Origin of the sequence: uncultured Nostoc sp., from assembly GCF_964247315.1 — a bacterium.
Lineage (GTDB): Bacteria > Cyanobacteriota > Cyanobacteriia > Cyanobacteriales > Nostocaceae > Nostoc.
This window is the reverse complement of the sequence record NZ_CAXTTT010000069.1, coordinates 16,954-40,422: the sequence shown is the minus strand read 5'-3', so window position 1 is coordinate 40,422 and position 23,469 is coordinate 16,954. Positions and strand designations below refer to the sequence as shown.

23 protein-coding genes and 1 pseudogene are annotated in these 23,469 nt (G+C 41.3%); 14 read left to right on the top strand and 10 right to left on the bottom strand.

Annotation, left to right across the window (positions count from 1 at the left end; all coding sequences use genetic code 11):
* Window positions 1–16: 16 nt before the first annotated feature.
* Window positions 17–337 carry an NAD-dependent epimerase/dehydratase family protein gene (locus tag ACFE93_RS20395; RefSeq protein ID WP_375475628.1) on the bottom strand — a complete coding sequence of 107 codons (321 nt, stop codon included), beginning with the start codon at window positions 335–337 and terminating at the stop codon, window positions 17–19.
* A 619-nt stretch (window positions 338–956) separates the two neighbouring features.
* Between ACFE93_RS20395 and ACFE93_RS20390 the strand changes: the two genes are divergently transcribed.
* From ACFE93_RS20390 to ACFE93_RS20370, 5 genes are all read left to right on the top strand, one after another.
* Entirely contained in the window at window positions 957–1,199 is a 243-nt protein-coding gene (locus ACFE93_RS20390) for a hypothetical protein (RefSeq protein ID WP_375475626.1), read from the top strand.
* Window positions 1,200–1,317: 118 nt separating this feature from the next.
* Window positions 1,318–1,926 carry a redoxin domain-containing protein gene (locus tag ACFE93_RS20385; protein WP_375475624.1) on the top strand — a complete coding sequence of 203 codons (609 nt, stop codon included), beginning with the start codon at window positions 1,318–1,320 and terminating at the stop codon, window positions 1,924–1,926.
* Between the two features lie 5 nt (window positions 1,927–1,931).
* Window positions 1,932–2,654, top strand: coding sequence for a cytochrome c biogenesis CcdA family protein (locus tag ACFE93_RS20380; RefSeq protein WP_375475622.1), 723 nt, complete (start codon window positions 1,932–1,934; stop codon window positions 2,652–2,654).
* Between the two features lie 161 nt (window positions 2,655–2,815).
* Window positions 2,816–3,412 (top strand): cytochrome b/b6 domain-containing protein, encoded by a 597-nt coding sequence (locus ACFE93_RS20375; RefSeq protein WP_375475620.1) that lies wholly within the window; start codon window positions 2,816–2,818, stop codon window positions 3,410–3,412.
* Between the two features lie 7 nt (window positions 3,413–3,419).
* A complete protein-coding gene (locus ACFE93_RS20370) occupies window positions 3,420–4,136 on the top strand; it encodes a molybdopterin-dependent oxidoreductase (RefSeq protein WP_375475618.1) in 717 nt (238 codons plus the stop codon).
* Window positions 4,137–4,193: 57 nt separating this feature from the next.
* Here ACFE93_RS20370 and ACFE93_RS20365 read toward each other — a convergent pair whose 3' ends face one another.
* From ACFE93_RS20365 to ACFE93_RS20340, 6 genes are all read right to left on the bottom strand, one after another.
* Window positions 4,194–4,472: a hypothetical protein gene (locus tag ACFE93_RS20365; protein ID WP_375475616.1), complete on the bottom strand. Its 279-nt coding sequence runs from the start codon at window positions 4,470–4,472 to the stop codon at window positions 4,194–4,196.
* Window positions 4,473–4,777: 305 nt separating this feature from the next.
* Window positions 4,778–5,179 (bottom strand): fasciclin domain-containing protein, encoded by a 402-nt coding sequence (locus tag ACFE93_RS20360; protein ID WP_375475614.1) that lies wholly within the window; start codon window positions 5,177–5,179, stop codon window positions 4,778–4,780.
* Window positions 5,180–5,245: 66 nt separating this feature from the next.
* Complete coding sequence (gene zwf, locus ACFE93_RS20355) at window positions 5,246–6,784, bottom strand: glucose-6-phosphate dehydrogenase (protein WP_375475612.1); 1,539 nt, start codon at window positions 6,782–6,784, stop codon at window positions 5,246–5,248.
* Between the two features lie 195 nt (window positions 6,785–6,979).
* Complete coding sequence (locus ACFE93_RS20350; RefSeq protein WP_375475610.1) at window positions 6,980–7,861, bottom strand: GNAT family N-acetyltransferase; 882 nt, start codon at window positions 7,859–7,861, stop codon at window positions 6,980–6,982.
* 105 nt (window positions 7,862–7,966) lie between these two features.
* A complete protein-coding gene (locus ACFE93_RS20345; RefSeq protein ID WP_375475608.1) occupies window positions 7,967–8,839 on the bottom strand; it encodes a GNAT family N-acetyltransferase in 873 nt (290 codons plus the stop codon).
* A 68-nt stretch (window positions 8,840–8,907) separates the two neighbouring features.
* Window positions 8,908–9,042 (bottom strand): hypothetical protein, encoded by a 135-nt coding sequence (locus ACFE93_RS20340; protein WP_375475606.1) that lies wholly within the window; start codon window positions 9,040–9,042, stop codon window positions 8,908–8,910.
* Between the two features lie 176 nt (window positions 9,043–9,218).
* Here ACFE93_RS20340 and ACFE93_RS20335 point away from each other — a divergent pair, with 176 nt between their 5' ends.
* From ACFE93_RS20335 to ACFE93_RS20300, 8 genes and pseudogenes are all read left to right on the top strand, one after another.
* Complete coding sequence (locus tag ACFE93_RS20335) at window positions 9,219–9,830, top strand: macro domain-containing protein (protein ID WP_375475603.1); 612 nt, start codon at window positions 9,219–9,221, stop codon at window positions 9,828–9,830.
* A 330-nt stretch (window positions 9,831–10,160) separates the two neighbouring features.
* Window positions 10,161–10,724, top strand: a complete 564-nt coding sequence (locus tag ACFE93_RS20330; protein ID WP_375475601.1) for a hypothetical protein — start codon at window positions 10,161–10,163, stop codon at window positions 10,722–10,724.
* Between the two features lie 41 nt (window positions 10,725–10,765).
* Window positions 10,766–11,497 (top strand): nucleoside phosphorylase, encoded by a 732-nt coding sequence (locus ACFE93_RS20325; protein ID WP_375475599.1) that lies wholly within the window; start codon window positions 10,766–10,768, stop codon window positions 11,495–11,497.
* 656 nt (window positions 11,498–12,153) lie between these two features.
* On the top strand, window positions 12,154–12,717 hold the full coding sequence (locus tag ACFE93_RS20320) for a TIGR02281 family clan AA aspartic protease (protein ID WP_375475597.1): 564 nt from the start codon (window positions 12,154–12,156) through the stop codon (window positions 12,715–12,717).
* Window positions 12,718–12,842: 125 nt separating this feature from the next.
* A pseudogene (locus ACFE93_RS20315) lies at window positions 12,843–13,505 on the top strand (glycoside hydrolase family 25 protein); the annotation flags it as partial.
* 132 nt (window positions 13,506–13,637) lie between these two features.
* A complete protein-coding gene (locus ACFE93_RS20310; RefSeq protein ID WP_375475634.1) occupies window positions 13,638–13,823 on the top strand; it encodes a peptidoglycan-binding protein in 186 nt (61 codons plus the stop codon).
* Window positions 13,824–14,398: 575 nt separating this feature from the next.
* Window positions 14,399–15,763 (top strand): tRNA (N6-isopentenyl adenosine(37)-C2)-methylthiotransferase MiaB, encoded by a 1,365-nt coding sequence (gene miaB, locus ACFE93_RS20305; RefSeq protein WP_375475595.1) that lies wholly within the window; start codon window positions 14,399–14,401, stop codon window positions 15,761–15,763.
* 29 nt (window positions 15,764–15,792) lie between these two features.
* Window positions 15,793–16,410 (top strand): hypothetical protein, encoded by a 618-nt coding sequence (locus ACFE93_RS20300; protein WP_375475593.1) that lies wholly within the window; start codon window positions 15,793–15,795, stop codon window positions 16,408–16,410.
* Window positions 16,411–16,740: 330 nt separating this feature from the next.
* Here the strand turns inward: ACFE93_RS20300 and ACFE93_RS20295 are convergent, their stop codons facing one another.
* The 3 genes from ACFE93_RS20295 to mnmG all read right to left on the bottom strand — a co-directional run bounded on the left by ACFE93_RS20295 (window position 16,741) and on the right by mnmG (window position 22,061).
* Window positions 16,741–17,718 (bottom strand): bestrophin family protein, encoded by a 978-nt coding sequence (locus tag ACFE93_RS20295; protein WP_375475591.1) that lies wholly within the window; start codon window positions 17,716–17,718, stop codon window positions 16,741–16,743.
* Between the two features lie 623 nt (window positions 17,719–18,341).
* A complete protein-coding gene (locus ACFE93_RS20290; RefSeq protein ID WP_375475589.1) occupies window positions 18,342–19,703 on the bottom strand; it encodes a hypothetical protein in 1,362 nt (453 codons plus the stop codon).
* A 435-nt stretch (window positions 19,704–20,138) separates the two neighbouring features.
* Entirely contained in the window at window positions 20,139–22,061 is a 1,923-nt protein-coding gene (gene mnmG / locus ACFE93_RS20285) for a tRNA uridine-5-carboxymethylaminomethyl(34) synthesis enzyme MnmG (protein WP_375475632.1), read from the bottom strand.
* A 383-nt stretch (window positions 22,062–22,444) separates the two neighbouring features.
* Between mnmG and ACFE93_RS20280 the strand changes: the two genes are divergently transcribed.
* Window positions 22,445–23,317 carry a D-alanyl-D-alanine carboxypeptidase family protein gene (locus ACFE93_RS20280; RefSeq protein WP_375475587.1) on the top strand — a complete coding sequence of 291 codons (873 nt, stop codon included), beginning with the start codon at window positions 22,445–22,447 and terminating at the stop codon, window positions 23,315–23,317.
* The last annotated feature ends 152 nt before the right edge of the window (window positions 23,318–23,469 follow it).

The window sequence follows — 23,469 nt, the reverse complement described above, 5'->3', positions numbered from 1 at the left end:
TGCCTACCTTAATGGATTAATCTTTGCTCCCTAAATAAAAAGTGGGATGCTCCCTGTGCCACGCTACATTAATTACCGTTGTAATATCATGATTGCGAATTGCTTGTGCAACATCATTACTGGAAATTTCTACCTCTTGAGAGCGGATTATTTTCTTGCAAAAAGGCTTTATACCCTCAATATCACTACTCGGACGCACAAGTGCTAATATGACAAAATCTTGTGTTTGAGAAAACCTACGGCATAGCGCTCCGCCAATATAGCCGGCTGCACCTACAATCAAGACATTTTTAACGGAAGAGCTTTTTTCGGATGAAAATTCTTTGTTGTTTGACATATTTGAAAGTTGTAGCTAATCAAGCTTTTTATATTTTTAAAATAGTGGTTAAGACAAATTCAATACCCGTAGTAAACAATAGTACTAGTATAAAAGAAATGCGTGGGGATTTATATGTATGTAACTAACTTACAATCTTTAGGTTCACGATCGCAAGGCCGATAAATGCGAAATATCAAGTTTTACCTTTGCTTTAATCGTTGAATTAGTCAAACATTTAACTTGCAGCATTAATGAGGTTTAGCTAAGAAAATGCTTAACTTAGATCGTGGCTTTGATTACCATAAATACCTGAGAAAAAGCTGAGAATTAACTAAATTTTCTCAAGGGATAAATTTATGAAAATTATGGCTTCGTTTCAGATAGGCTTCAGTCCTAACAGAGATACTTTGGATGTTCGGGATAACTCAAACATCAGTAGTGTTAGAACCGAAGGTTTTATTTGATTTCAATGTAGATGCGATGCCTACGGCGGCAAGCTACGCAGTAGCAAGAATCTGATGAGTTCTCTACAAGAAAGCATCTTCTTTACCCCAATAGCCTTTATGAATCTGCTTGTAACTTAGTTTCCTCCGATCAATCAATACAAAAAGAACTATCCAAAGGACGAAAAAAGACTATGAACTGGAAAACACTTTCTTTAATTGCTGGTTTGATTTTAACTACCAGTCTCACTGCTTGCTCTAGCAGTCCTGCAAGCAAGAATCAAATTGCTCCTGAAGCCTCTCCTGCCATGAGCAAAGATAAAGCTGGTGATGCAATGGGTAAAGATAAAGCTGGCGGTGCAATGGGCAAAGATGCGATGGGTAAAGATAAAGCTGGTGATGCAATGAAGCAATCGCCTGCTTCCACCAAGCCTTAGCCACAACTAGCTTTGCATCTCACTTTTCTTCTACTAGGTACTAGGGACTGGTAAACCAAGAAAATCCTAATTCTAATCCCTATACTTTGGTGCTTTGACATCAACAGGAGAAATTCTGATGAATCACAATCTGCTCCATCGGCGTCAGTTACTTTTTTATCTTGGGTTAGGGGTTGTTGGAATCGGTGCAGCCACAACATTTTCCAACTTCAGAAAAGTGAATGCCCCTTCTATCTCTCCTGCAAAAAGTAATAATACGCAAAACTCGGAAGCTATTGCCGTGAAAACTCCCGCAGGCAAGAGTTTGCCAGAGTTTCAAGGGATAAGTCAGTGGCTTAATTCTACACCTTTGTCAATAGCTGACCTCAAAGGTAGTGTTGTGTTGATACAGTTTTGGACTTTTGCTTGTATTAACTGCCAGCGTACACTGCCCTACATCACTAGATGGCATCGACAGTATGAGTCACAGGGACTCAAGGTGATTGGCATCCACGCACCAGAGTTTGCTTTTGAGCGAGATACGAACAACATTAAAAAGGCGTTACAACAACACCAAATTACCTATCCGGTTCCAGTTGATAACGAATATAAAACTTGGAACGCTTACGAAAATCAGTATTGGCCCCATCTGTTTTTAGCTGACCGTCAGGGTTTGTTGCAATATGACCATATTGGTGAAGGGGCATACGAAAAAATAGAGCAAACTATTCGTCAGCTATTGGGGTAGAAGGAATGATGACGACTTCTACTTTATCAATCAGTCTGGCTTTCTTGGGAGGAGTTTTGAATGTGCTTTCACCCTGTGTTTTACCGATTTTGCCTGTGCTATTGGGGCGATGTCTGACGACAAGCCGCTCTGTGTCTACGTTCCAATCCTATACTTACGGCCCAGTAGCACTGGTAGCAGGATTAATTGCTGGTTTTGCACTGGCAGGTAGTTTGCTAGGTGTAACAGCAAACTGGTTTACAGGCTTGGTTAATTTATTACGGAATGGAGCGATCGCACTGCTTTTATTTTTGGGATTACTGGCAATTTTTCCCACCTGGAGTTACCGAATATTTAGTTATATTCCAGTTGGCAAGTGGGCTAAAAAACCTGCACGAATCGGACTCATGGGAGAGTTTTGGCTAGGGACTCAATTGGGGCTTTTGTGGACTCCCTGTGCTGGGCCGGTTTTGGGAGGAATTTTAGTACTAGCAGCAGTTAATCATCAAGTCACAAGTGCATTTTGGCTACTGGTTGCTTATGGAATCGGAGCAGGTTTGCCTCTGTTGGCGATCGCCTACGGTGGGCGAGTACTCAGCCAAAGAATCCTCAATATCCGCTTCCATAGTGCAGCTTTGCAACGGATTGGTGGCGTGGCGATCGCGGCTACAGCAATTGCGATTCTTCTCGGTTGGGATGTCAAGATACAACTTTGGCTGGCTCCATTCTTTCCTACTCAATCTCTGTAAGACAGCCATGAGGGAATAATTTGTAATTCGTAATTCGTAATTCGTAATTGAAGAACAGAGCAACTAATTTTAGTTATAGAAAATAAAAAAGGCATAGCATCTTTATTTCAGATACAACGGATTTATCCATACGGTTTTTTAACTACGAATTACGAATTATTATGACCTCATCTAAACGTAAAGTCCGCTCAACACCAAGTCAAACTTTCCTATCAAAGACCTTTCACTGGATTAATATCATCAGTCTCATCTTGATGATCGCTAGCGGACTGCAAATCTATAATGCTAATCCGGTATTTGGAGGGCGTGAAGGTTGGCATTTTCCTGACTTTCTGTTGCTAGGAGGCTGGCTAGCAGGTGGCAGAAACTGGCATTTTGCTGCTATGTGGCTGTTTTCGCTAAATTTACTTTGGTATGGACTTTATATCTTTATAACTCGTCGTTGGCAACGTCGGTTTGCCGATCGCGGTGACTTAAAAGCATTGCAAGTCAGCCAGAACCCAAAGCGCAAAAACTACGCATGGCATCGGCTAGTTTATACTGCTATCATTCCAGTGCTACTGTTGGCAATTTTGAGCGGTCTGGCGATGTACAAACCTGCCCAATTGCATTGGCTTTCTGGGCTGTTTGGTAGTTGGCAAACTCTACGCGCTGTTCACTTTATCACTGTTCCCACTGTCATACTGTTTACAGTTGCTCATTCTTTACTTGCCCTGAAGGTAGGAAGCATCCGTTTAGTGAAATCTATGTTTTTGTAGAGGTTTTATGAGTCTGATTCTTCCCAAACGTACCTTATCCCGTCGTCGGTTACTGCAAGTATCTGGACTTTCAGGGGTAGGCTTTCTTCTTAGTGGCTGTGGGACAAATTTATTCTCAGATAATCTGCGGCAAATATCTGAGCCACTGAATGAACGTCTAGAAGCACTTTTATTAACTCAAAAACCTATACCTGAATTTTCTGTCAGTGCCATAGAAGCAGATAAATTGCTGGTTAATACCTTTGACTTCACCCCACAAATCGATCCGGCACAGTTTCGCTTAATAATTGATGGTGAGGTCAATAATGCGATGCAATTGAGCATGGCAGATATTCAAAAACTTCCCTTGACTTCAATGGTGATTCGCCATGTCTGTGTTGAAGGCTGGGCTGCGATCGTTCAATGGGGAGGCGTGCGATTGCGAGACTTAGTAGCGCTGGTACAGCCGAAATCAAACGTCCGCTATGTCTACTTCAAATCTGCTGATGGCTACTATGAAAGCTGGGATATTGCCTCTGCTGTGCATCCGCAAACTCTCATGGCTTATCAAAAGAATGGACAACCTTTATCGGCTGATAATGGTGCGCCCATGCGTCTAGCATCCCCAATTAAACTGGGCTATAAGCAAAGCAAGTGGGTAACTCAAATTACCTTTGTCAGTAATTTGTTACCTATTAAAGGCTATTGGGAAGATCAAGGCTATGAGTGGTTTGCAGGGCTATGAGGCAAGCAGGAGAAGCAGGGGGAGCAGGGGAAGATAGGGGAGATAAGAGAGAAAATTTTACCTTGTCCTCCTTGTTTTGCTTGTCCCTGTGTAATGAGGTTCATTGGAGAACCGAATGCGTTTAATTACTAGAGGTGAATTACTTGTAATATGTGATTGCGATCGCAACAAAGTGGAGTGAATCGTCAGGGTTTGAGATTGCGACGCTGCGATCGCAATTGATTTGTGTTTAACGGCAAATGATATAGCAAGGGACTGGGGAAGGTGGGGCCCCCTCTGGGGATAAGGGTTAATGGGGACTGGGTGAAAAGTCTTTTTGTGTCTAAGTTTTATCATCTATCGATGTCCTAATCACCAAGGCTTTTGCTATAATTACAGCCTTTGAGTACTTGCTCCCGACGGTTGGGCAAAAGGGGCGGTAAATACTGAGCGATATAAATATGTTGTATATCTATTGACGATTCATTGGAAATATTTAACTATTTAAATCCAATGATCAGCAACAAATATACAACATTAACTACTCAATCTGAATGAACATATTTAGTTTGGGTGATTTTGATTGCCAACAAAGGCAAAAAATTAAATGCTCATCCGATCTGAATGACAAAATTCAATGAAAGCAAGTCATCTAAACAAAGTTATTCAGGGAATAACACATTATCAATAACATGAATAACACCATTGTCAGCTTCCACATCCGGAGTCACAATGTAAGCATCATTCACCTTAACATTATTCTCAGTATTAACTTTGATATCTGTTCCCTGGGTTGTTGTTAGCTTTTGCGACTGATTTAGTTCACTTGCATTAATCTTGCCAGAAACCACATGATATTCTAAAACCTGTCTTAACTTAATCACATCCTCTAGGAGTTCTTCTACGGCTCCTGATGGGAGTTTGGAAAAGGCTTCGTCTGTTGGTGCAAAGACAGTAAATGGGCCATCTCCCTTAAGTGCAGTATCAAGACCAGCGGTAGTAATAGCTGTTACTAAGGTGTTGAAAGAACCTGCATTAATTGCAGTATCTATAATATCTGGCATCTGATGTCACCTCAATTGTGTAAAAACTTGATGTTAAGAGATTTAGCACATAAGTGTATGTTTAGACTATAGGTCAATCCTGTGCCACTGCCGACCATCGCGCGCCAACAAATCATCTGCTGCCAATGGCCCCCACGAGCCTGCTGCATAGTTGGGAAAGTTTTCAGGTGGCGTGGTTGCCCAAGCCTCTAGAATAGGAGTGACGACACTCCAGCCCAGTTCTACGTTGTCCGATCGCTGAAACAAAGTCGCATCACCGATCATGCAGTCGTATAGCAAGGTTTCATAGCCAGTACTCTGGATCTTGCCAAAGTAGTCAGTGTAGCAAAAGTCCATTTCTACCGCATCCATTGCCATCGCGGGACCAGGCACCTTTGCACCAAATTGGAGGTGAATTCCTTCCTCTGGTTGAATGCGGATGGTCAAAAAATTAGGCGTGAGACGCTCAATCGAGGTTTGGCGAAATAATAGTGAAGGTACTTGCTTAAACTGAATTGCAATTTCAGTCACACGTTTAGCCAAACGCTTGCCCGTTCGGAGATAAAACGGCACTCCTGCCCAGCGCCAGTTGTCGATGTTCAGCTTTAAGGCAGCATAAGTTTCAGTGGTAGAGTCTGACGCAACTCGTGGCTCTGAGCGATAAGCAGGCACTTGGGTATCCTTCACCGTTGCCGCACCATATTGTCCCCGTACAGTATGAGTTTGCACAGTTTCAGCAGTGAGCGGCACGATCGACTTCAATAGTTTTGACTTTTCATCACGCACCTCATCGGCTGAAAACGAAACCGGCGGTTCCATCGCCGTCATTGCCAGCAGTTGAAACAGATGGTTTTGCATCATGTCCCGCACTGCGCCTGTACCTTCATAGAAGTTGCCTCTGCCTTCGACTCCAACCGTTTCGGCTACGGTAATCTGGACGTGATCGATATGTTCGCGATTCCAAATCGGTTCAAACAAGCCATTACCAAACCGAAACACCAGAATATTTTGTACAGTCTCTTTGCCCAGGTAGTGATCGATGCGGTAAATCTGTTTTTCCTGAAGGACAGCAGCGATAGATTTATTCAGGGCACGAGCCGAGTCCAAATCGTGCCCAAACGGTTTCTCGATGATAACTCGCCGCCAGCGATCGCTCTCTTGGCGCACTAATCCGGCTGCGCCAAGCTGTGTAATGATGTCGCAAAAGAAGTTAGAGCCAGTTGCCAGGTAGAACAAATAGTTTCCCTGAGTGCCACAGTCTCGATCGATTTGAGTTAGTAAGTCTTGTAACTGATGGTAAGTGTCAGCCTCCTGAAACTCACCAGCAAGATAGTACAGTCGCTGCTCAAGCGGTTGCCAGAGCTTCTCGTCTACGGGAACCGTTGCGAACTCATGAATGTCTTGAGCGAGTTTGCTACGAAAATCGTCCTGACTCATTGAAGTGTGTGCGACTCCAACGATCGCAAATTCTTGCGGCAGCAAATTGCTTTGTTTGAGGTTGTAGAGGGCGGGAAGCAGCAGACGTTTGGTTAAATCTCCTGCTGCTCCAAAGATAACGAGCACACAGGGTTCTGCCGGACGGATTGAGGCTTCAACAGAAACCTGGGGCGTGGTGGCAGCCGTCATGATATAAATCTCCGCATGTTCTTCAAGATGTCCACCAAACTATAGCGCATTGCAGACAGCAGTTTATCTGGAAACATTGCAGTGACTTATGCTAAATAGTTATTATCCATCACGGCAGGTCGGTTTGATACATCATAAAGCAGTCCTGATGATCAAACTCTCAGTTCTATTATGATTTAATTGTTTTTGATTAACTTAACACCTTGCAGAACGGGGCAGCATAAATTTCTCGCCCTCTGCTGCAAATTTACCGCGAACCATCAGCACAGTTTCATCAAAAATATGGGTGAATGCTTGCACATCTTTGACATCCAGAAGTTCTGGACTAAAGTAAATCACTACTTCTTCAATGGGTTGAGGTATCTTACTAAGAATATTCTTCAAAGAGCATATCTGCGTTGTAACTAAATCGAAAAGATGAAGTCGGTTATCTTCTATCTCCATGCAGGCGATTAAATCTAAATCTTCTGCATAGTATAAGGGACGACTTCCTTCATTGACAAAAAACACAGGTTTTTCGTTGACTACGCCAACTATATTAGAGACAGGTGCGCGTGTTTCTAAAAGTCTGTGTAGCAATGTATAATCTTTGGTATCTGTAAAATCCAGTATTCTGAAGCTATCAGTGCTACCTGTGAAGTTACACTTAACCTTGAAGATATGTTCTTCGATAACACGAAAGCCAAAAGGTAAGTAAAACTCTGGTTGTGGTGTCGTCAGTACTAGGGTTTCGTAAAGGCGATCGCGATCGCAATACCCTAGCACTTCCTCCATCACTTCACGGTAATACCCTCTTCTGCGAAATTCTGCACGGGTAGCTACTCCATGAATTCCTCCCACAGTGAGCCTTTGTCCCATAATTTGCATAGGAATTTCTAACACTCCCACATGGGTAATAGCTACATCATCATGAAAGCGCATAAACGGAGTTGAAGCTGTTTCCCAGGATGCACCTAGTTTTTTTGCACATTCTGCTAAACTGCTGAGTCCGGGAAATGTAACTTCCACCAAGTCGAAAAGCTTATCGCTTAAGCTGGGATCGTCAGAGAATGACTGTTTGAAACGATACTGGCTCATACTTGAAGTATTACTATCAATTCCAGCAAATCCAGAAAAAGGGAAATTATAAATGGGTAGCAAGGGCGTAAGGTGTTACGCCTCTAACGTTTAACCCAATATTCCTCAAGCCTGAGTCTCTTCAAATAAGACTAAGCCATACTTATTGCCAGTAGGCAAAAAGCCAATTCCTCGATAAGCTGCTTGGGCTGCTTGGTTATTATCACCTGTAAACAGGATGGCACGTTTTACTCCCTGCGATCGCGCATCTAACAATGAGCCTGCTACTACACTTTTGGCGTAGCCTTTACCCCGCAGCGCTGGTGGTGTCCAGACTCCACCGATTTGCACAATATCAGGTAAGCTGGCATTGAAAGCAGAGTAGGAAACTAGGGTATCTCCTGCTACCAAAACCCAATGCATAGCCGTAGCTTGACGTGCTTCAATTACGAGACGGCTAGCTGTTGTTAAACTGGGGATATCTCTTTGTCCTAAAGTTTCTACACTATAAGCAGCACACCATTGAGTGAGTAATTCCAATTCATTTGGATGTGGCAAACGACACTGTACCTTTGCTGATGCTAAAGCTTGAGGTATTTGCAAGTTACGCAGTGCTAAAGATAAGAATATCTCCGGCTCATCAAGCTGAGTTGGTCGGTTGCTAAATCCCAAAATGCTTTTTGTCGCTTCGACTTGTGCTGCTGGGCCACTAATGCCAGAAATAGCACGTCCAGATTGTGCCACAGCTGCTTGCACCACCTCTAGCAAATGTATAGGGGCTTGGACTACTATCATCCCATTCCAAAAGTGGGCTGCAACTGCCACTATATTTTCATCTATGTAAGCTGCTATGTAAGTTCCTTGAAATCTTGCACCTTGGTCAAGCAATCCCGCAGCTCGCCAATTAGAGCGCAAAAACATAGAAGTATCAGTGTGTTGCAAGAGAAATGCTTCTAGCGATACTTCATCTCCAGGTTGCAGAATTCTCAAAATAGGCACAAAAACCTCCTGATAATTGAAAGGGACACAGATTAGGTTGTGTCCCTAAATGAAGCTACTTCAAGATGTTAAGACTGCCGATAACAGGCAAACTCCATTGAAAAAGTAGCCATGCCAGAAGTAAGCGATGTCTGACGACAAGCCGCTTCTCTACGAGAGGCTCCGCCAACGCGTTTACGCAATTGTGTAGAATACTCAAACATTCGCGCTCACGGTACTTCAGCTTGTTCAAGGGACAAACAGTCACCGACTGAGTGGTGACATATTTTGTATTATAAATGTAGTATATAAAAAATAAAAGGTTGATAATAGAGAAAAACCGTTGATATTTGCCCTAGCTGACGTTTAAAATAGGTATTCAAGCGGAGGAAATGAAAGCTTGAAATTGATATTGGTAGCTCCCGACTCTTTGTTGTGTGCAGCCTTTCAACAGAATTTTAATTATTTACCCAATGTAGAAATAGTGAATAACTATTTCGAGTGGTTGCCAGATTTTGATTGTATGGTCAGCCCTGCTAACTCTTTCGGAATGATGGATGGTGGCATTGATGCGGCAATTATCCGTTTTTTTGGTCATTCCTTAATGGCAAGAGTCCAGCAGCGTATTCTTGAGGATTATTTGGGCGAACAGCCTGTGGGAACATCAATGATTGTGGAAACAGGTCATCACAAACATTCTTTTTTGGCTCATACACCGACTATGCGAGTTCCTATGATTATTGCTGGGACAGATATTCCTTATATTGCGATGTGGGCAATGCTGTTAGCAGTTCGCCAGCATAATCAACACGCTGGGCAAAAAATTAACACCATTGCCTGTCCTGGATTGGGTACAGGAATAGGACGAGTGCCATATACTGAAGCTGCTAGACAGATGGCATTAGCTTACGATCATTTTCTCTACCCACCCAAGCATCTTAATTGCATAGTTGCGGCTGAAAGACAACTTCAGATATGGGAAGGAGGAGATTTTAAAACACTAATTCAGTAATCTTGAAAGAACCTCTCCCCAGGGCAAACGCATCTAAATTACTCTTGATCACAACCAAGGTTAAGAACCAACGAAAAAATCAGCATTTATCGTTTGGTTTAGTTTCCCAAGCTCAAAGTGATCGCTTCAACCTGTGTCAATAAGCAACAATTAATGCGACTATTTGGGAGCTTATTGAAAATACAATCCTTTTGTTGACATGATGCGGCCGCCCTGAACCTCTCCCCCTTCCCTCTTGTGTACACACAAGTCTGAAAAAATTTACTCATCTGGGTTGAAGCGTAGGTTTTAACCTTAATTAATAAATAGATAATTGTATAAAAATAAAAAATGACTGGTCAAATTAGTGATGGATTAATTTATAAAAGTCAAATATTCTGCATTGTAGGTGTTGATGGTGTAGGATTATTTGAGCCAACGCAACACGGTTTTTCTCCTCAATCGGTTACAACAGCTTGCTGGCGAGGCTATTGTTGCACTTATAACGTAATAGAAGAAATACTTTACTTAAAAGAATTAATTATCACTCTAAGCTTAAAACAAAAACTTATTGTAAAACACGGGAGAGCAAGAGATTTTCTGGGTGTCTTTCCTTGTCTTCGAGATACACCTGTGGGTCATCCTAGTACTATTTATGATGAACTCAATCATCTTGTTGAATTTACAGGAAGCTTATTAGTAGCCAAGAATTTTATTAAGAGCTTATATGTTCATCTTGGCTTTCAACCTGCTTATAAATATGAGGAAGTTCATGAACTTATCTTTAAGAGTGGTTATCTGATGCAAAGTATTAACCGCTCCAAAGAAATGGCAGAAATTCGCCAAAAAATTATTCCACCATTTAATTTCTATGACCAATGGCATCTTACATGGAGAGGTAAAGACGGTTCGTAAGTAAAATAATCTAAAATTTAAAAATTAAAATCTAAAATTGAATGCCAAATAAACGCTTCTATCACATTGGCTTTGGGCAAGACGATTTAGGTTCGTCGCCTCCCAGTATTGCCTTATTATCCGGCGACCCAGAGCGATCGCACCTAATTGCTGAAACTTATCTACAAGATGTAGGCTTGTTGTCAGAAAATCGCGGACTCAATAGCTATGTAGAATACTTACCGAATGGTCGCAGTATCTTATCAGCTACAAGTGGTATGGGTACGCCTTCATTAAGTATTGTGGTTAATGAGTTGGTACAAGTAAGAATCAGGCAAATTATTCGCATAGGAACTTGTGGTTCCATTCAATCTTATATACCAGTCGGTAGCGTTGTTATTAGCAGTGCAGCATTGTGTCGCCAAGGTGCAGCAAATGATATTGCACCTGTGGAATATCCAGCCGCAGCCGATCCTTTTCTGACACTCGCTTTAGTTAAAGCTGCACGAGAATTAGAGGTTGAACATTACATCGGAATTACAGCATCAGTTGATACTTTTTACGAGGGACAAGAACGCACTGATTCAGCCAATCCAAATTTAATGCGATCGCTGCATGGCATTACAGAAGAATATCGGCGCTTGAATATCTTGAATTACGAGATGGAATGCGGCACACTATTCAAAATGGCAGGAGTGTATAATTTTGCTGCTGCTGCTATTTGCGGTGTAGTTGCTTCGCGTACTGATAGTGAAAATATCATCTTATACCAATTCTTTATAAGCTTGCACTAAATGATTATCTCTCTCTTGCTTGGCGTTCTTGGCTTTCTTGGCGGTTCGTTTTTCAAGATTAAGTGCATCTTCATGGAGAATTGGTATTAGAACAAAGAGATGTCGCTGTTAAAAATGCGATCGCAACTGCTGTAAATGCAGCAGCAAGCTTTGAGTAAGCTAACAAATCTCTTGTATCAACTTCTTAGTATGTTGGATTGAATTTGCTCTAAGTATTTTTATCGTGTCTTTACCTAATCTTTAATTTATTAATCAGTAATTATCGGTAATATATATTAAGTAAGATGCAATTTCAGGTTGATTGAGACATATTATATAAAAACTTTATTAGCTAATTTAAAACTACAAAAATTGCTTAAAAGTATCTCGTTTTCAATAGATAGAATTTGAATTTTTATTTATTAATTAAGAAAAACTCATTTTTATTGGCATTTTCAATCAGGTGAGGTACAAGTATGCAAATAGACCTAACCCCCTTCCCGCTTCGGCAAGGGGGAACAATTCAAAGCCTCTCTCCTTTTAGGAGAGAGGTCAAAATTGTACCTCACTGGGTCGAGAACCGCTATATATTAGAAAACTGTGCTTTTAATATTTTACAGCCGCCATGATGAATTTAGCTATTAAGAGTAATCACAAAAATTGGAGAGCAGTATAACATGAAGAATGCTTGGAGGCGTTGGATTAAGACCGTTAAACTAGCTGCGATTGCACTAATGCCGACGCTGATATTTTTAGCATTCTTTCATCGGGCAACAGCAGACGATCCAGGAGCGTGTTACATGATAACTTCCTCTGGTAAAACCGTTGAATTGGGAAGGATTTGTGGCAATATCATAGCCGCACCTTCAGACAATAAAGTTTTTAGAGTCTCAATCAAACGCCGTTTTGGTGGAACTCCTGTGATTGATGTCACCTTCAACGACAAAAAAACTTTTGAAATGATTATAGATACAGGTGCTAGTGGAACCATTATCACTCAAGATATGGCGAATACACTTAAACTACAGGCTACAGGTACAATGCAAGCCCAAATTGCTGATGGTAGTGAAGTAAAATTCTCAACCAGTAAGGTAGAATCTATTGCAGTAGGTGGAGTTACAGCCAACAATCTTCAAGTGGCGATCGCACCAAAAGCCAGCATCGGCTTATTAGGGCATGATTTCTTTGGTAACTATGATATTAAGATTCTGGAAACCGAAGTTGAATTTCATCACCGCTAAGTTGTAATACCATTCAGATATTTGCGACTTATAAAGATTTTACTTGCTGCATAGAAGATTTCCGAAAACAGCTGATATGACATTGTAGTTAGCCAAGTACTTTTACATACAAGGACAGACAACCTATGTCAGTTGAAGGTATTGACGTTGCTGAATTCAGTGGGAATATTGATTGGGAAAAAGTGAAAAGTCAAGGTATTTACTTTGCTTTTGCTAGAGTCAACGATGGTATCGCCCATCCAGACAAACTATTTACTAATTACTGGCCTGCGATTAAGAAAGCTGGGATTATCCGAGGTGCATATTTCTTCTTTCGTCCCACTAAAGATATCAATCAACAGGTTAGATTTTTTGCCCAAGGCTTAGAAATATAGCGGTTCTCGCTTGGGTGCAGTACACAGTTTTGACCTCTCTCCTTTTAGGAGAGAGGCTTTGAATCTTACTCCCCAACGTTAGAAGGAAAGGGCCTGTTCTTGTTAGGTCTGTATTCCATGCAATTGGGAATCGCTATAGAACCAGGCGATCTCCCTCCAGTTATAGACATTGAACCAGCTTCCAGTTGGGATGAATTGAATCTGACACAGAGGCTTGACCATGTTGCAGAGTCCTTAAATGCAGTGGAAACTGCAACAGGTTACAAGCCGATCATCTACACAGCACCTAACTTTTGGCAAGAGAAGTTGGGAAACACCAAGCGGTTTGCTGACTACGATCTGTGGATTGCACATTTTGATACAGATACTCCTACTATTCCTGGTGGTTGGGAACTTCACACCTTTCACCAATACCGAGAAAACCAAACTGGTTTTCCAGGTATATCGGGTGATGTAGATCGGAATAGATTCAACGGTGCTTTGGATCGTCTCCAGGCTTTAACCGTTCCCGCGGTTCCACTTTTGGAAGGTCGCATCGGCCCGAAGGTGAAGAAGTTACAGCAGGCTTTAAAAAAAGTTGCCCAAGACTCAAGTCACCCAGAATTCGATCCAGGATCGCCAGATGGTATTTTTGGCCAGGGTACCAAAAAGGCTGTTATAGCTTATCAGCAAGCCAACAGTCTCACAGCTAATGGCATTGTTGCCCCTGAAGATAAATTAGCGATCGCTTAAGTTAAGCTTGATTGTCAAAAAAATGTTGATGGCTTGCACTAACGCGATTAATCATGTATCTAAGTTACGTTTAATGTGAATTAAGCTTTGAAACCCTTGTAATTTCTTAGGTAATCCCAAAACTATGATTTTGAGCGAATCTAGAAACCCTTATAGAATAAGCGGCGTTTCTAATTCACATCAGACGTAAGTTATACGAACCCAAAAAAAGCATTTTTGACAACTAAATACTACTATTAAGTAACCGTCAATTAAACTATGGGAGTGGTTTGTAGTTGCATTTCTACAAACTCTCCCCCAAATCAATCTTGACAATCTACTATTCCCGGTTCACATACCCTAATTATCAGCAAGAGATTTCTTTGGCAACGATGACATCAAGATTCTGGAGAAAGAGGGCGAATTTGATCGCCGCTAATGCTTGCAGTTTGTCAATTCTTTAGGTTTGTATATTGAAATTATTTCAGCCTGCCCGTTTCTCTCAAGAGTTACTCAGCATTTCGGAAGCAGCTTAAGAGCGTTATAGAATAGAAATAAACCTTACATAACATTACGCTGATTCAGCAGAATTGCCCATGACCACTTCTAAACGCCACTATCACATCACTACTTTCGGTTGTCAGATGAATAAAGCTGACTCAGAGCGCATGGCTGGCGTTTTGGAAGACATGGGCTTTGAGTGGTGTCAAGACCCGAATCATGCAGATGTGATTCTCTACAACACCTGTACAATTCGGGATAATGCTGAACAAAAGGTATATTCCTATCTTGGCAGACAAGCGAAGCGTAAACACGAGCAGCCTGACTTAACCCTCATTGTTGCTGGTTGTGTTGCCCAGCAAGAAGGAGAAGCGCTGTTGCGGCGAGTCCCAGAATTAGATTTGGTAATGGGGCCACAACATGCCAACCGTCTGAAAGATTTGCTGGAGTCAGTATTTGAGGGTAATCAAGTTGTAGCAACCGAAGCAGTTCACATTATTGAAGATATCACCCAGCCGCGACGGGATAGTACAGTTACAGCTTGGGTGAATGTAATTTACGGCTGTAACGAACGCTGCACCTATTGCGTGGTTCCTAACGTGCGCGGTGTCGAACAATCTCGCACACCGTCAGCTATCCGGGCTGAAATGGAAGAATTAGGACGACAAGGTTACAAAGAAATTACTCTACTCGGTCAAAATATTGATGCTTACGGCAGAGATTTACCTGGAGTCACATCAGAAGGTCGGCATCTACACAACTTTACAGATTTGCTTTATTACGTGCATGATGTGTCGGGGATTGAAAGGCTAAGATTTGCTACTAGCCACCCCCGTTATTTTACCGAAAGATTAATTAAAGCTTGTGCTGAGTTGCCCAAGGTGTGCGAACACTTCCACATTCCTTTTCAATCTGGGGATAATGAACTTTTAAAGGCGATGGCGCGGGGTTATACCCATGAGAAATATCGCCGGATTATCGATACCATTCGGCGGTATATGCCAGATGCCTCGATTAGTGCCGATGTAATTGTCGGTTTTCCTGGGGAGACAGAAGCACAGTTTGAAAATACCCTGAAACTGGTGGAAGATATTGGCTTTGATATGTTGAATACAGCAGCATATTCGCCGCGTCCAGGCACACCAGCCGCTTTGTGGGACAATCAACTGAGTGAAGAAATTAAAAGCGATCGCCTGCAACGGCTCAATCATCTGGGAAACTTGAAAGTAGCAGAGCGATCGCAACGTTACTTTGGACGCATTGAAGAAGTTTTAGTAGAAGACCAAAATCCTAAAGATCCAACCCAGGTAATGGGACGCACTGGTGGTAATCGTTTGACCTTTTTTAACGGTAACATCAAAGAACTAAAAGGGCAGTTAGTGAAGGTAAAAATTACCGAAGTTCGCCCTTTTAGTTTGACGGGTGAACCAGTTGAAGTAAGGCAAACTATTTTGCAGTAAGAACCATTTGAAGATTATACCCCTGACTTATGATGAAGTTACCGCAAACGATTCCAGTTCTTCTTTTTGGGGCTAGCTTGGCTGTAATTTCCCCTCAAAGTGCTGCTTTTAGCGTTCGAGAGGTAGCGATTGTTGCTCAAAAATCAAACGATTTGCCAATGGTCAAATCAGCTGGACTGTCCCCCGATATGGATGTGCCTTGGTCGAAAGCCGTAAGAATTGTTGACCCCTTTGAAGGGGAGTTTGTTGGAGTTTTTGATCGCAATTCTTTAGGTGGCCGCTTGTACCGTGAGGGTTCAAAGCAAGTTATTAGTTTGTGGACTCCTTCGAGCATTCGAGTACTCGTAACAGTAAATTCGGATCAAGCAAGGTCTTCTTTCTATACAGCAGGTCGTGTGTATCCCAGACCTGACTATTTTAGATTTGTCACGACTAAAAAAGTTGATAAGCTTTTGCTCAAGGTCAGAAAAAAAGTTTTTCAATTAGACGGTTCAACTGGCACATTTGCTGTCAGTAAAGAATTAGCCACTACTTTGAAAAATGCTCCAGATGAGAACTTAGATATCAGACTAGTCTTGGAAGGAGGTCAAACTGTTGATAGTGAAATTGGCAAAGGGACAGTAGAAGCTTGGCGAACTATTTATTAAGCGATTACATTTTTCAGCCAAGTATGTTCTATGTTTAATAAAGGAAAAATCTCTCCGTTCTCATCAGAAATTTATTTGGTACAACTTGTTTGTAGATCAATACGCTTGGGTTAAGGATAACTGTAGGTTGGGTTTCACTTCGTTTAACCCAACAAACCACCGAAAATGTTGGTTTACCCTTCTCCTTTGGAGACGCTACGCGAACGGGAAGCAAGCTACGTTCCTCAAACGCCACTTGCTTCAAGTTGCGAAACCACAAGGGCGCAGTGGCTCCCCAACCTACGCAGTTTAAAGTTTTTAGCGCTAACTCAAGCGTATTGGTTTATAGATTTAATGATAACGAACATTGTTAGAAGCAAGACTGATTAATTCTTCTACATTGTTTGAGATTGTATTGCAAATAGTATTTAAAGGTAAGTCATTAGGATCAAACCCAAAAGGTTCTTCAATTTCTGAGCCAATTTGTTCAATACTTAATAATGTAAAACTTACAAAAGCCATTACTATACCAGTCCACCAATTTAAAAAACTCACAATTTCTAAAGGTAATATAAGACAAAACATTAATAAAAGTTGTCTGAGTTTAATAGTATATATTAAAGGCAGCGGCGTTTTTAAAATGCGTTCGCAACCGCCTAAAATATCTACTAAATCATCTACACAATTGTGTAAAGTAGTCAGTTGATAGACATTTAGACAATTTTGGTCATGCTGATATTGCAAGTAATCTCCTATCCAATAAGCAATTTGTAATGGAGGATGATTAGTTTCTTGAAGTTGTAAATATTGTTTTTCAGACATTAATGATGCCAACTGAGTGTCTAAAGGCACTGACCTTAGATGTAACTTCATTGCAACTGCAAAAGCAGTTACTAACCGAAGCATTGCTTCTTTTTCTAATTTGTCTTGTGGTGTCTTTTCTTTAACTATTATCGAAATTCCACGAGTTAAATTACGCGATGTATTTACTAAAGCTCCCCATAGTTGACGACCTTCCCAAAATCTATCATGGGCTGTATTCGTCCGAAAGACTAATAGTAATGTAAAACCAATATTAAAACTTAAAACAGCATTGGTAAGAATATTGCTGGAATCTGAAAATGCTATTGGTAATCCTAAATGATCTAAAAATGATATAAAAATACCATATATGGTACAAAAAATTACCCAAGGAAGAATAATAGAGATAATTGACCTTTCAAGCCGAAGAGTTACTTGAAACCAGTTCAAATTTTCACCTTTGTAAAGATGATACTTTTCTCTTAAAGAGTTTTTAGAATTATTTTGAAAATAGTTAAATTGTTTCATGTTGTTAATACCAATTCTTTAGAAATATGTGCCAAATTATATAAAAAATGAACTGCGTAGACGCAAAGCAGTTTCCCGCAGGGTAAGGCGCATTCGCGTTGCGTCTCGTCAGAGAAGGACACAAAGGAAAAAAGAAAATTTGGCGCAGCCTCACAAAGAAATGGTATAAAGTTTGAGGATTACATTAATTAATAAACTAACTTTTTTAGCTAAATATATCTTGCTTAAGCCAGATATATGCAAGATGTAAGTTTCCATATAGTCACTGTAGTGGAACTATAATAAACACAAGTTATAGTTTTAACATTGAAATTTATTTATGTAAACTATCTTTAGGTAGGGAAATCCAATTATTCACCACAACCTTGATTTTCTGCTTTTATTGATAAAAAATCGTGGTATTTCAGGTAAAAGCGATCTTACTGCTAATAAGGCTGATGGTGTTAAAACTAGGCGCGATCGCATGAGCTAGGCTAGGCAATCTTAACAGTGCAGATACAGACAAAGGACTATTTGACGCGATCAAATTATTTCAATCAATTATTACTGATTGCAGTAATATTAATGGTGATAGATAAGTTTAATCTTTAAACTCTTTTCAACCAGGCAGTAGGTGAAAAAATTTATAGTTTCTGTCCTGCATAAATCGATCGCACTTCGCCATTACGTCGGACGACTGCTTCGCCATTACTGACATCTACTAGCGTCCAACCGCTGGAGCCGATACCTTCACCCATATTGATGCGGCGAGTCACGCCATCAATTTTAAACAAAGCGGCAGATTTGTTGCCCAACTCTAGCAATCCCTCTAAGGTATTACTCGGAACTTCTGCGATCGCAGTTGGCGGATATACTTGTTCCTGGGTAATAGTTGGTTCTGACTCTGGTGCGAGTGCAGCGCGTAATGGAACTACTGGTAATGCAGGCAGAGGCTTAGGTGTTTGGCGCACGGTAATGGGTGCAGTTTTGGCTGCCACAGGTTTGAGTTCGGCTCGGACAGCAGCAGCTAACATATTAACAGTTACAGGTTTGGCAGCTTGTCGCACTGTATTCAGGGCAGTTTTCACAACATTAGGTTGAGATCCCTGCAATACACTGGCAACTTGTGGTAAAAGTGTGGGAGTCCCTGGAATGGCAGGAAGGGCATAGCGCATTGGTGACGGCGCTTGATAAACGGGGACGTAGATGCGCTCAACAACGCTTCCAGAACGGTTGGGTGCTGGTGGTGTATTGTTAGCTAAAAGTGGAAGTGCTGGTAGATTAGCAGTTGCTTGCTGGCCACCAAGGGCTATTTGGTTAGTATTTGCCTGACTGGAGAATCCTGGATTGAAAGATTTTTGATTGCTTTTTGCTTCTTGCTTGTCTATAACTGCCAGTGCTTGGAGCATATAGTCAACTAATTCTGCCTCAATTTCTGTTTTTACGGGCAATCGTGACTGCGGTTGCGGCACTATCAGCGTTGATTCGGGCAATTTGGTATTTAAAAGATATACGACTCCAGACTGCACCAAGTAGATTGTACTAGCGATCGCCACGCCTAAAGTTGTTGCTACAATCAGCAGTTTGCCCAAAACCGAACTAGTTTTCTGACGCTTTCTACTAACTGGTTTAACAGTAGCGGGATCAAATGCAACGGTACTCAATTGCTTGTGATTATCTTGAGTAAATGAATGTACTGCTTGGTTCAGTGTGTTCGGTAAGATAATCTGTGGCATCGTAACTGTTTGCAGAGGCACGTATTCTGGAGGCGATTGGCGTTGAGCTTGGGCGGAAATTCCAGCAACAGAGTGGCTCGAGCTGTTCTGACTACTGTCCCTAACAGTTTGAGAAAGTAAATTACCACTAGCATCCAGAATGTAGTCGATATCGGCAAAGAGTTCATCCATTAAGCCATCAGCATAGTTTTCTATCGACCAAGGCTCGTTGGTGATTAAGTCCTCTGATGGTTCTGGTACTATGAGACGGGTGCTGGCTTCTTGTAACATAGACGTTCTGGGTTGTTGCTTGGAAGAGTAAACGCCACCCCTACTGCCTGAAATTAGGATTATAGAGGAGGTAGCAGGTAGAGGACAGGTTTTACTGACAAAAAATAAGTAGGAATAAAAACTTCGAGTTTGGGTAATTACCCGGTTTAAAAAGAAGAATTGTATTGAAACGTGTTGAGCGAGATACAAAGAGTGGAGCCGCTCCGTCTCCGGTCTTGCTCCAATCCTATGCAGTTGCGCGTGGGTTACTCCTGCCTTTTGCCTCCTAAATAATCAAACATCCAATCCTCCATCTTAATTGAGATAAGTTGATTGAGTGTTGGTATTAAACTCAACTTTCATCTGGGGATTGTTGATGATGCCACTACTAATCTTTATGTCATCTATCATACCAATCTCTCTCTACTACTATACTCAGTCTTTATCAAGCTTGTGTTAAGCTAACGCTGGAAACGCTGACTGGTTCTTGGTTCTACGCAATTCTAAATATAATAATAAGGCGTTAATATCGGCTGGGTTTACACCACCTATACGTGCAGCTTGACCAAGAGTAAGTGGTTTTACGTGAGTCAGCTTTTCCCGTGCCTCTTTAGAAAGAGTATCAATTGTTGTGTAGTCTAAATCCCCAGGTAACTGGCGGTGAGCTTGGCGGGCAATTTGGTCAATCTGATTTTGTTGCCTAGCGAGATAGCCAGAATACTTGATGTCAATTTCTGCACCTTCTTTTTCGGCCCGGTTGAGGTTAGGGTTTCCCAGTCCGAACCTGTCGAGGTCAATGTAATGCAATCCTGGACGGCGCAACAAGTCATTGAGGGTAATTGAACCTTTAATTGCTTGTTGGGTATCAGATGCGATCGCTATGCCAATTTCATCATGTTCTTTAACTCGTATGGTTTGCAATCTTTGTTTTTCTGTGGTGATATTACCCTGTTTTTGGATAAACATATCCCAGCGGCGATCGTCAATTAAACCAATTTCTCGTCCCAAGGGTGTCAAACGTTGGTCGGCATTGTCAGAACGCAATAGCAATCGGTACTCTGACCTACTGGTGAGCATCCGGTAAGGTTCCCGCAGGTCTTTTGTACACAGGTCATCAACTAGCGTCCCAATGTAACTTTGTTCGCGGGCAAACACAATCATTTCTTGAGAGCGAACAAATCGAGCGGCGTTAATTCCCGCCACCAGCCCTTGAGCAGCAGCTTCTTCATAACCTGTAGTGCCGTTAATCTGCCCAGCACAAAACAGCCCCGCAATCTTTTTAGTCATTAGTGTGGGGTAACACTGAGTTGCTGGTAAATAGTCATATTCCACTGCATAGGCGGGACGCAGCATCACACATTTTTCCAAACCGGGGAGAGTCCGCAACATTTGCAACTGCAAATTTTCTGGCAACCCTGTAGAAAACCCTTGAATATAAAGTTCGGGTATATCCCTTCCTTCCGGTTCAATAAAGATTTGATGGCTTTCTTTATCGGCAAAGCGGACAATCTTATCTTCAATACTGGGACAATAACGCGGCCCTTTGGCTTCCACCCAACCGCCATAAACTGGCGACAGGTGTAAATTTTCCTGAATCAGGCGATGGGTTTCGGCGGTTGTGCGGGTGATGTAGCAAGGCATCTGTTCCCGTTCAACCCACACATCTGGGTCAAAGCTAAACCAGCGCACATCTTCATCTCCTGGCTGGATAAGCATTTTACTGTAATCTACCGATCGCTTATCTACCCGTGCTGGAGTTCCAGTTTTCAGTCTGCCGGTTTCAAATCCCAGGCGATTTAGGGTTTGTGTCAATCCTTCAGCCGCAAATTCTCCAGCCCGTCCAGCTGGCATTGATTTGTTACCAACCCAAATTTTGCCTCCCAGGAAGGTGCCAGTTGTTAAGATGACTGCTTTACATTGGAACCCTACACCAAAATAAGTTTCAACGCCGATAACTTCATTGTTAGCGCCCAGCACCAAATCTGTTGCCATACTTTCGCGGATTGTCAAGTTTTCTTGATTCTCGACAATATTTTTCATCACTGCTGCATATTCGCGCTTATCAGTCTGGGCGCGTAATGCCCAAACAGCAGGCCCCCGTGAAGAGTTGAGGATACGTTTTTGCAGATAGGTGCGGTCTGCTACTTTACCAATTTCTCCGCCGAGTGCATCTACCTCATGAGTCAACTGAGATTTGGCTGGGCCACCTACTGCTGGGTTACAAGGTTGCCAAGCGATTTTATCCAAGTTGAGCGTCAATAGCAGGGTACGACAACCGAGGCGTGCAGAGGCGAGAGCTGCTTCGCAACCGGAGTGACCTGCACCGACGACTATGACATCAAAAGCGTCTTGGAATTCAACGGAATTGTGCATGGTCATACTTACAGGATCGGCAAGCTTAGAGTTCTTTTCAATTTTAACTGTTCCAGTGGTTTCATGGATGTAACTTTCTAATAAACAAGTTATCAAACTTATTAGTACTCAATTAAAGGCAAGGTTCTATTTTTTAACTTTAGTAGTAAGTGGAAAATATCATCCTTTTAAAATTTGTGACAACGTTCCGGGTTGTTGAACACAGCTATTGTTCGTATTGTTAGCCAACATAAATTAATTTATGACTGGTATATATTAGATATTTTCTCTAACTTCTATGAAACTATAGCTTAATGCTGATAAATCATCTGTAGTTTTAAGTCATTAATAATAGATACTTTTCAAAATCTTCTTAATTTTATTTTTGAATCGTTAAGCAATTCTTTAAAATGAAACTCACCTTCAGAACTCAAAAAAATATTACTAGGTTTATTAGAAAAATAAGTTTTATCAGTATCGTTATATTGATGATTTTTGTATTAGTAGCTAGCAATGAGATTACCCACCACAAAGTTGCTATAACTGCTCAACCATTACAACAATGCTTGAGTAATGATTCATTACCTTGTACAAATAGTTCTAAAAATACAACATCAGAACCATTTATTCCCGATCCCAAATTAAATCCTCAACAGCGTTTTTTATCTGCGATCGCCAGAAAATTACCCACAATTCCCCAGCCTGGTACTTATGAATATACTTTGCTACGAAGCTATGGTGCAGTATTTGTAAATCCAGATATTGGGATTAAATTACCGCAAAAAGATATCTTTGTTAATGAACAAGAAACCCAAGATTTTCAAGCTACTTTAACAATGGGTCATGTTGATGGTACTAACGACTGCTTTTTACAAAAACCTGCGGCTGATGCTTTAAATAAAGCACGAACTCAGCAACAAATTCCGCTAAAATCTGGTTATGGCTCTGGTGATTGTACTCGCACTTTTAACACGAATTTAAAATTTTGGAATAAATATGCTAATAATCAAGTTTTGGCAAAAGTTCAACAAGGTAAAGAAACAAAAATTCTCGGTTTAGTTGCACCTCCCGGAACTTCACAACATCTTTGGGGATTAGCAATTGATTTACGCGTAGGTAGTAAAGAACAGAGAAAAGCTCTTAATCAAAATGGTTGGTTTCAAACTGTACAAAATGATCTTCCACATTGGACTTATGTGGGTTTAAGTGAAGAGAATTTACCTCTGTTTGGTTTTAACAAACAAGTTGTCCAGGGCATTACTTATTGGATTACGCCACTTTAATTATTAATATCATTTAACACACAATTAGACGTGCTTTAGATTTTTTACGCAATCAAACAGACATGATATAACTCCCTGCACTTATACATAAGCATCAAGTTTTTATAAGTAATTGAATAGATTGAATAAATTTAAAAAGAAAATCCAGTTAG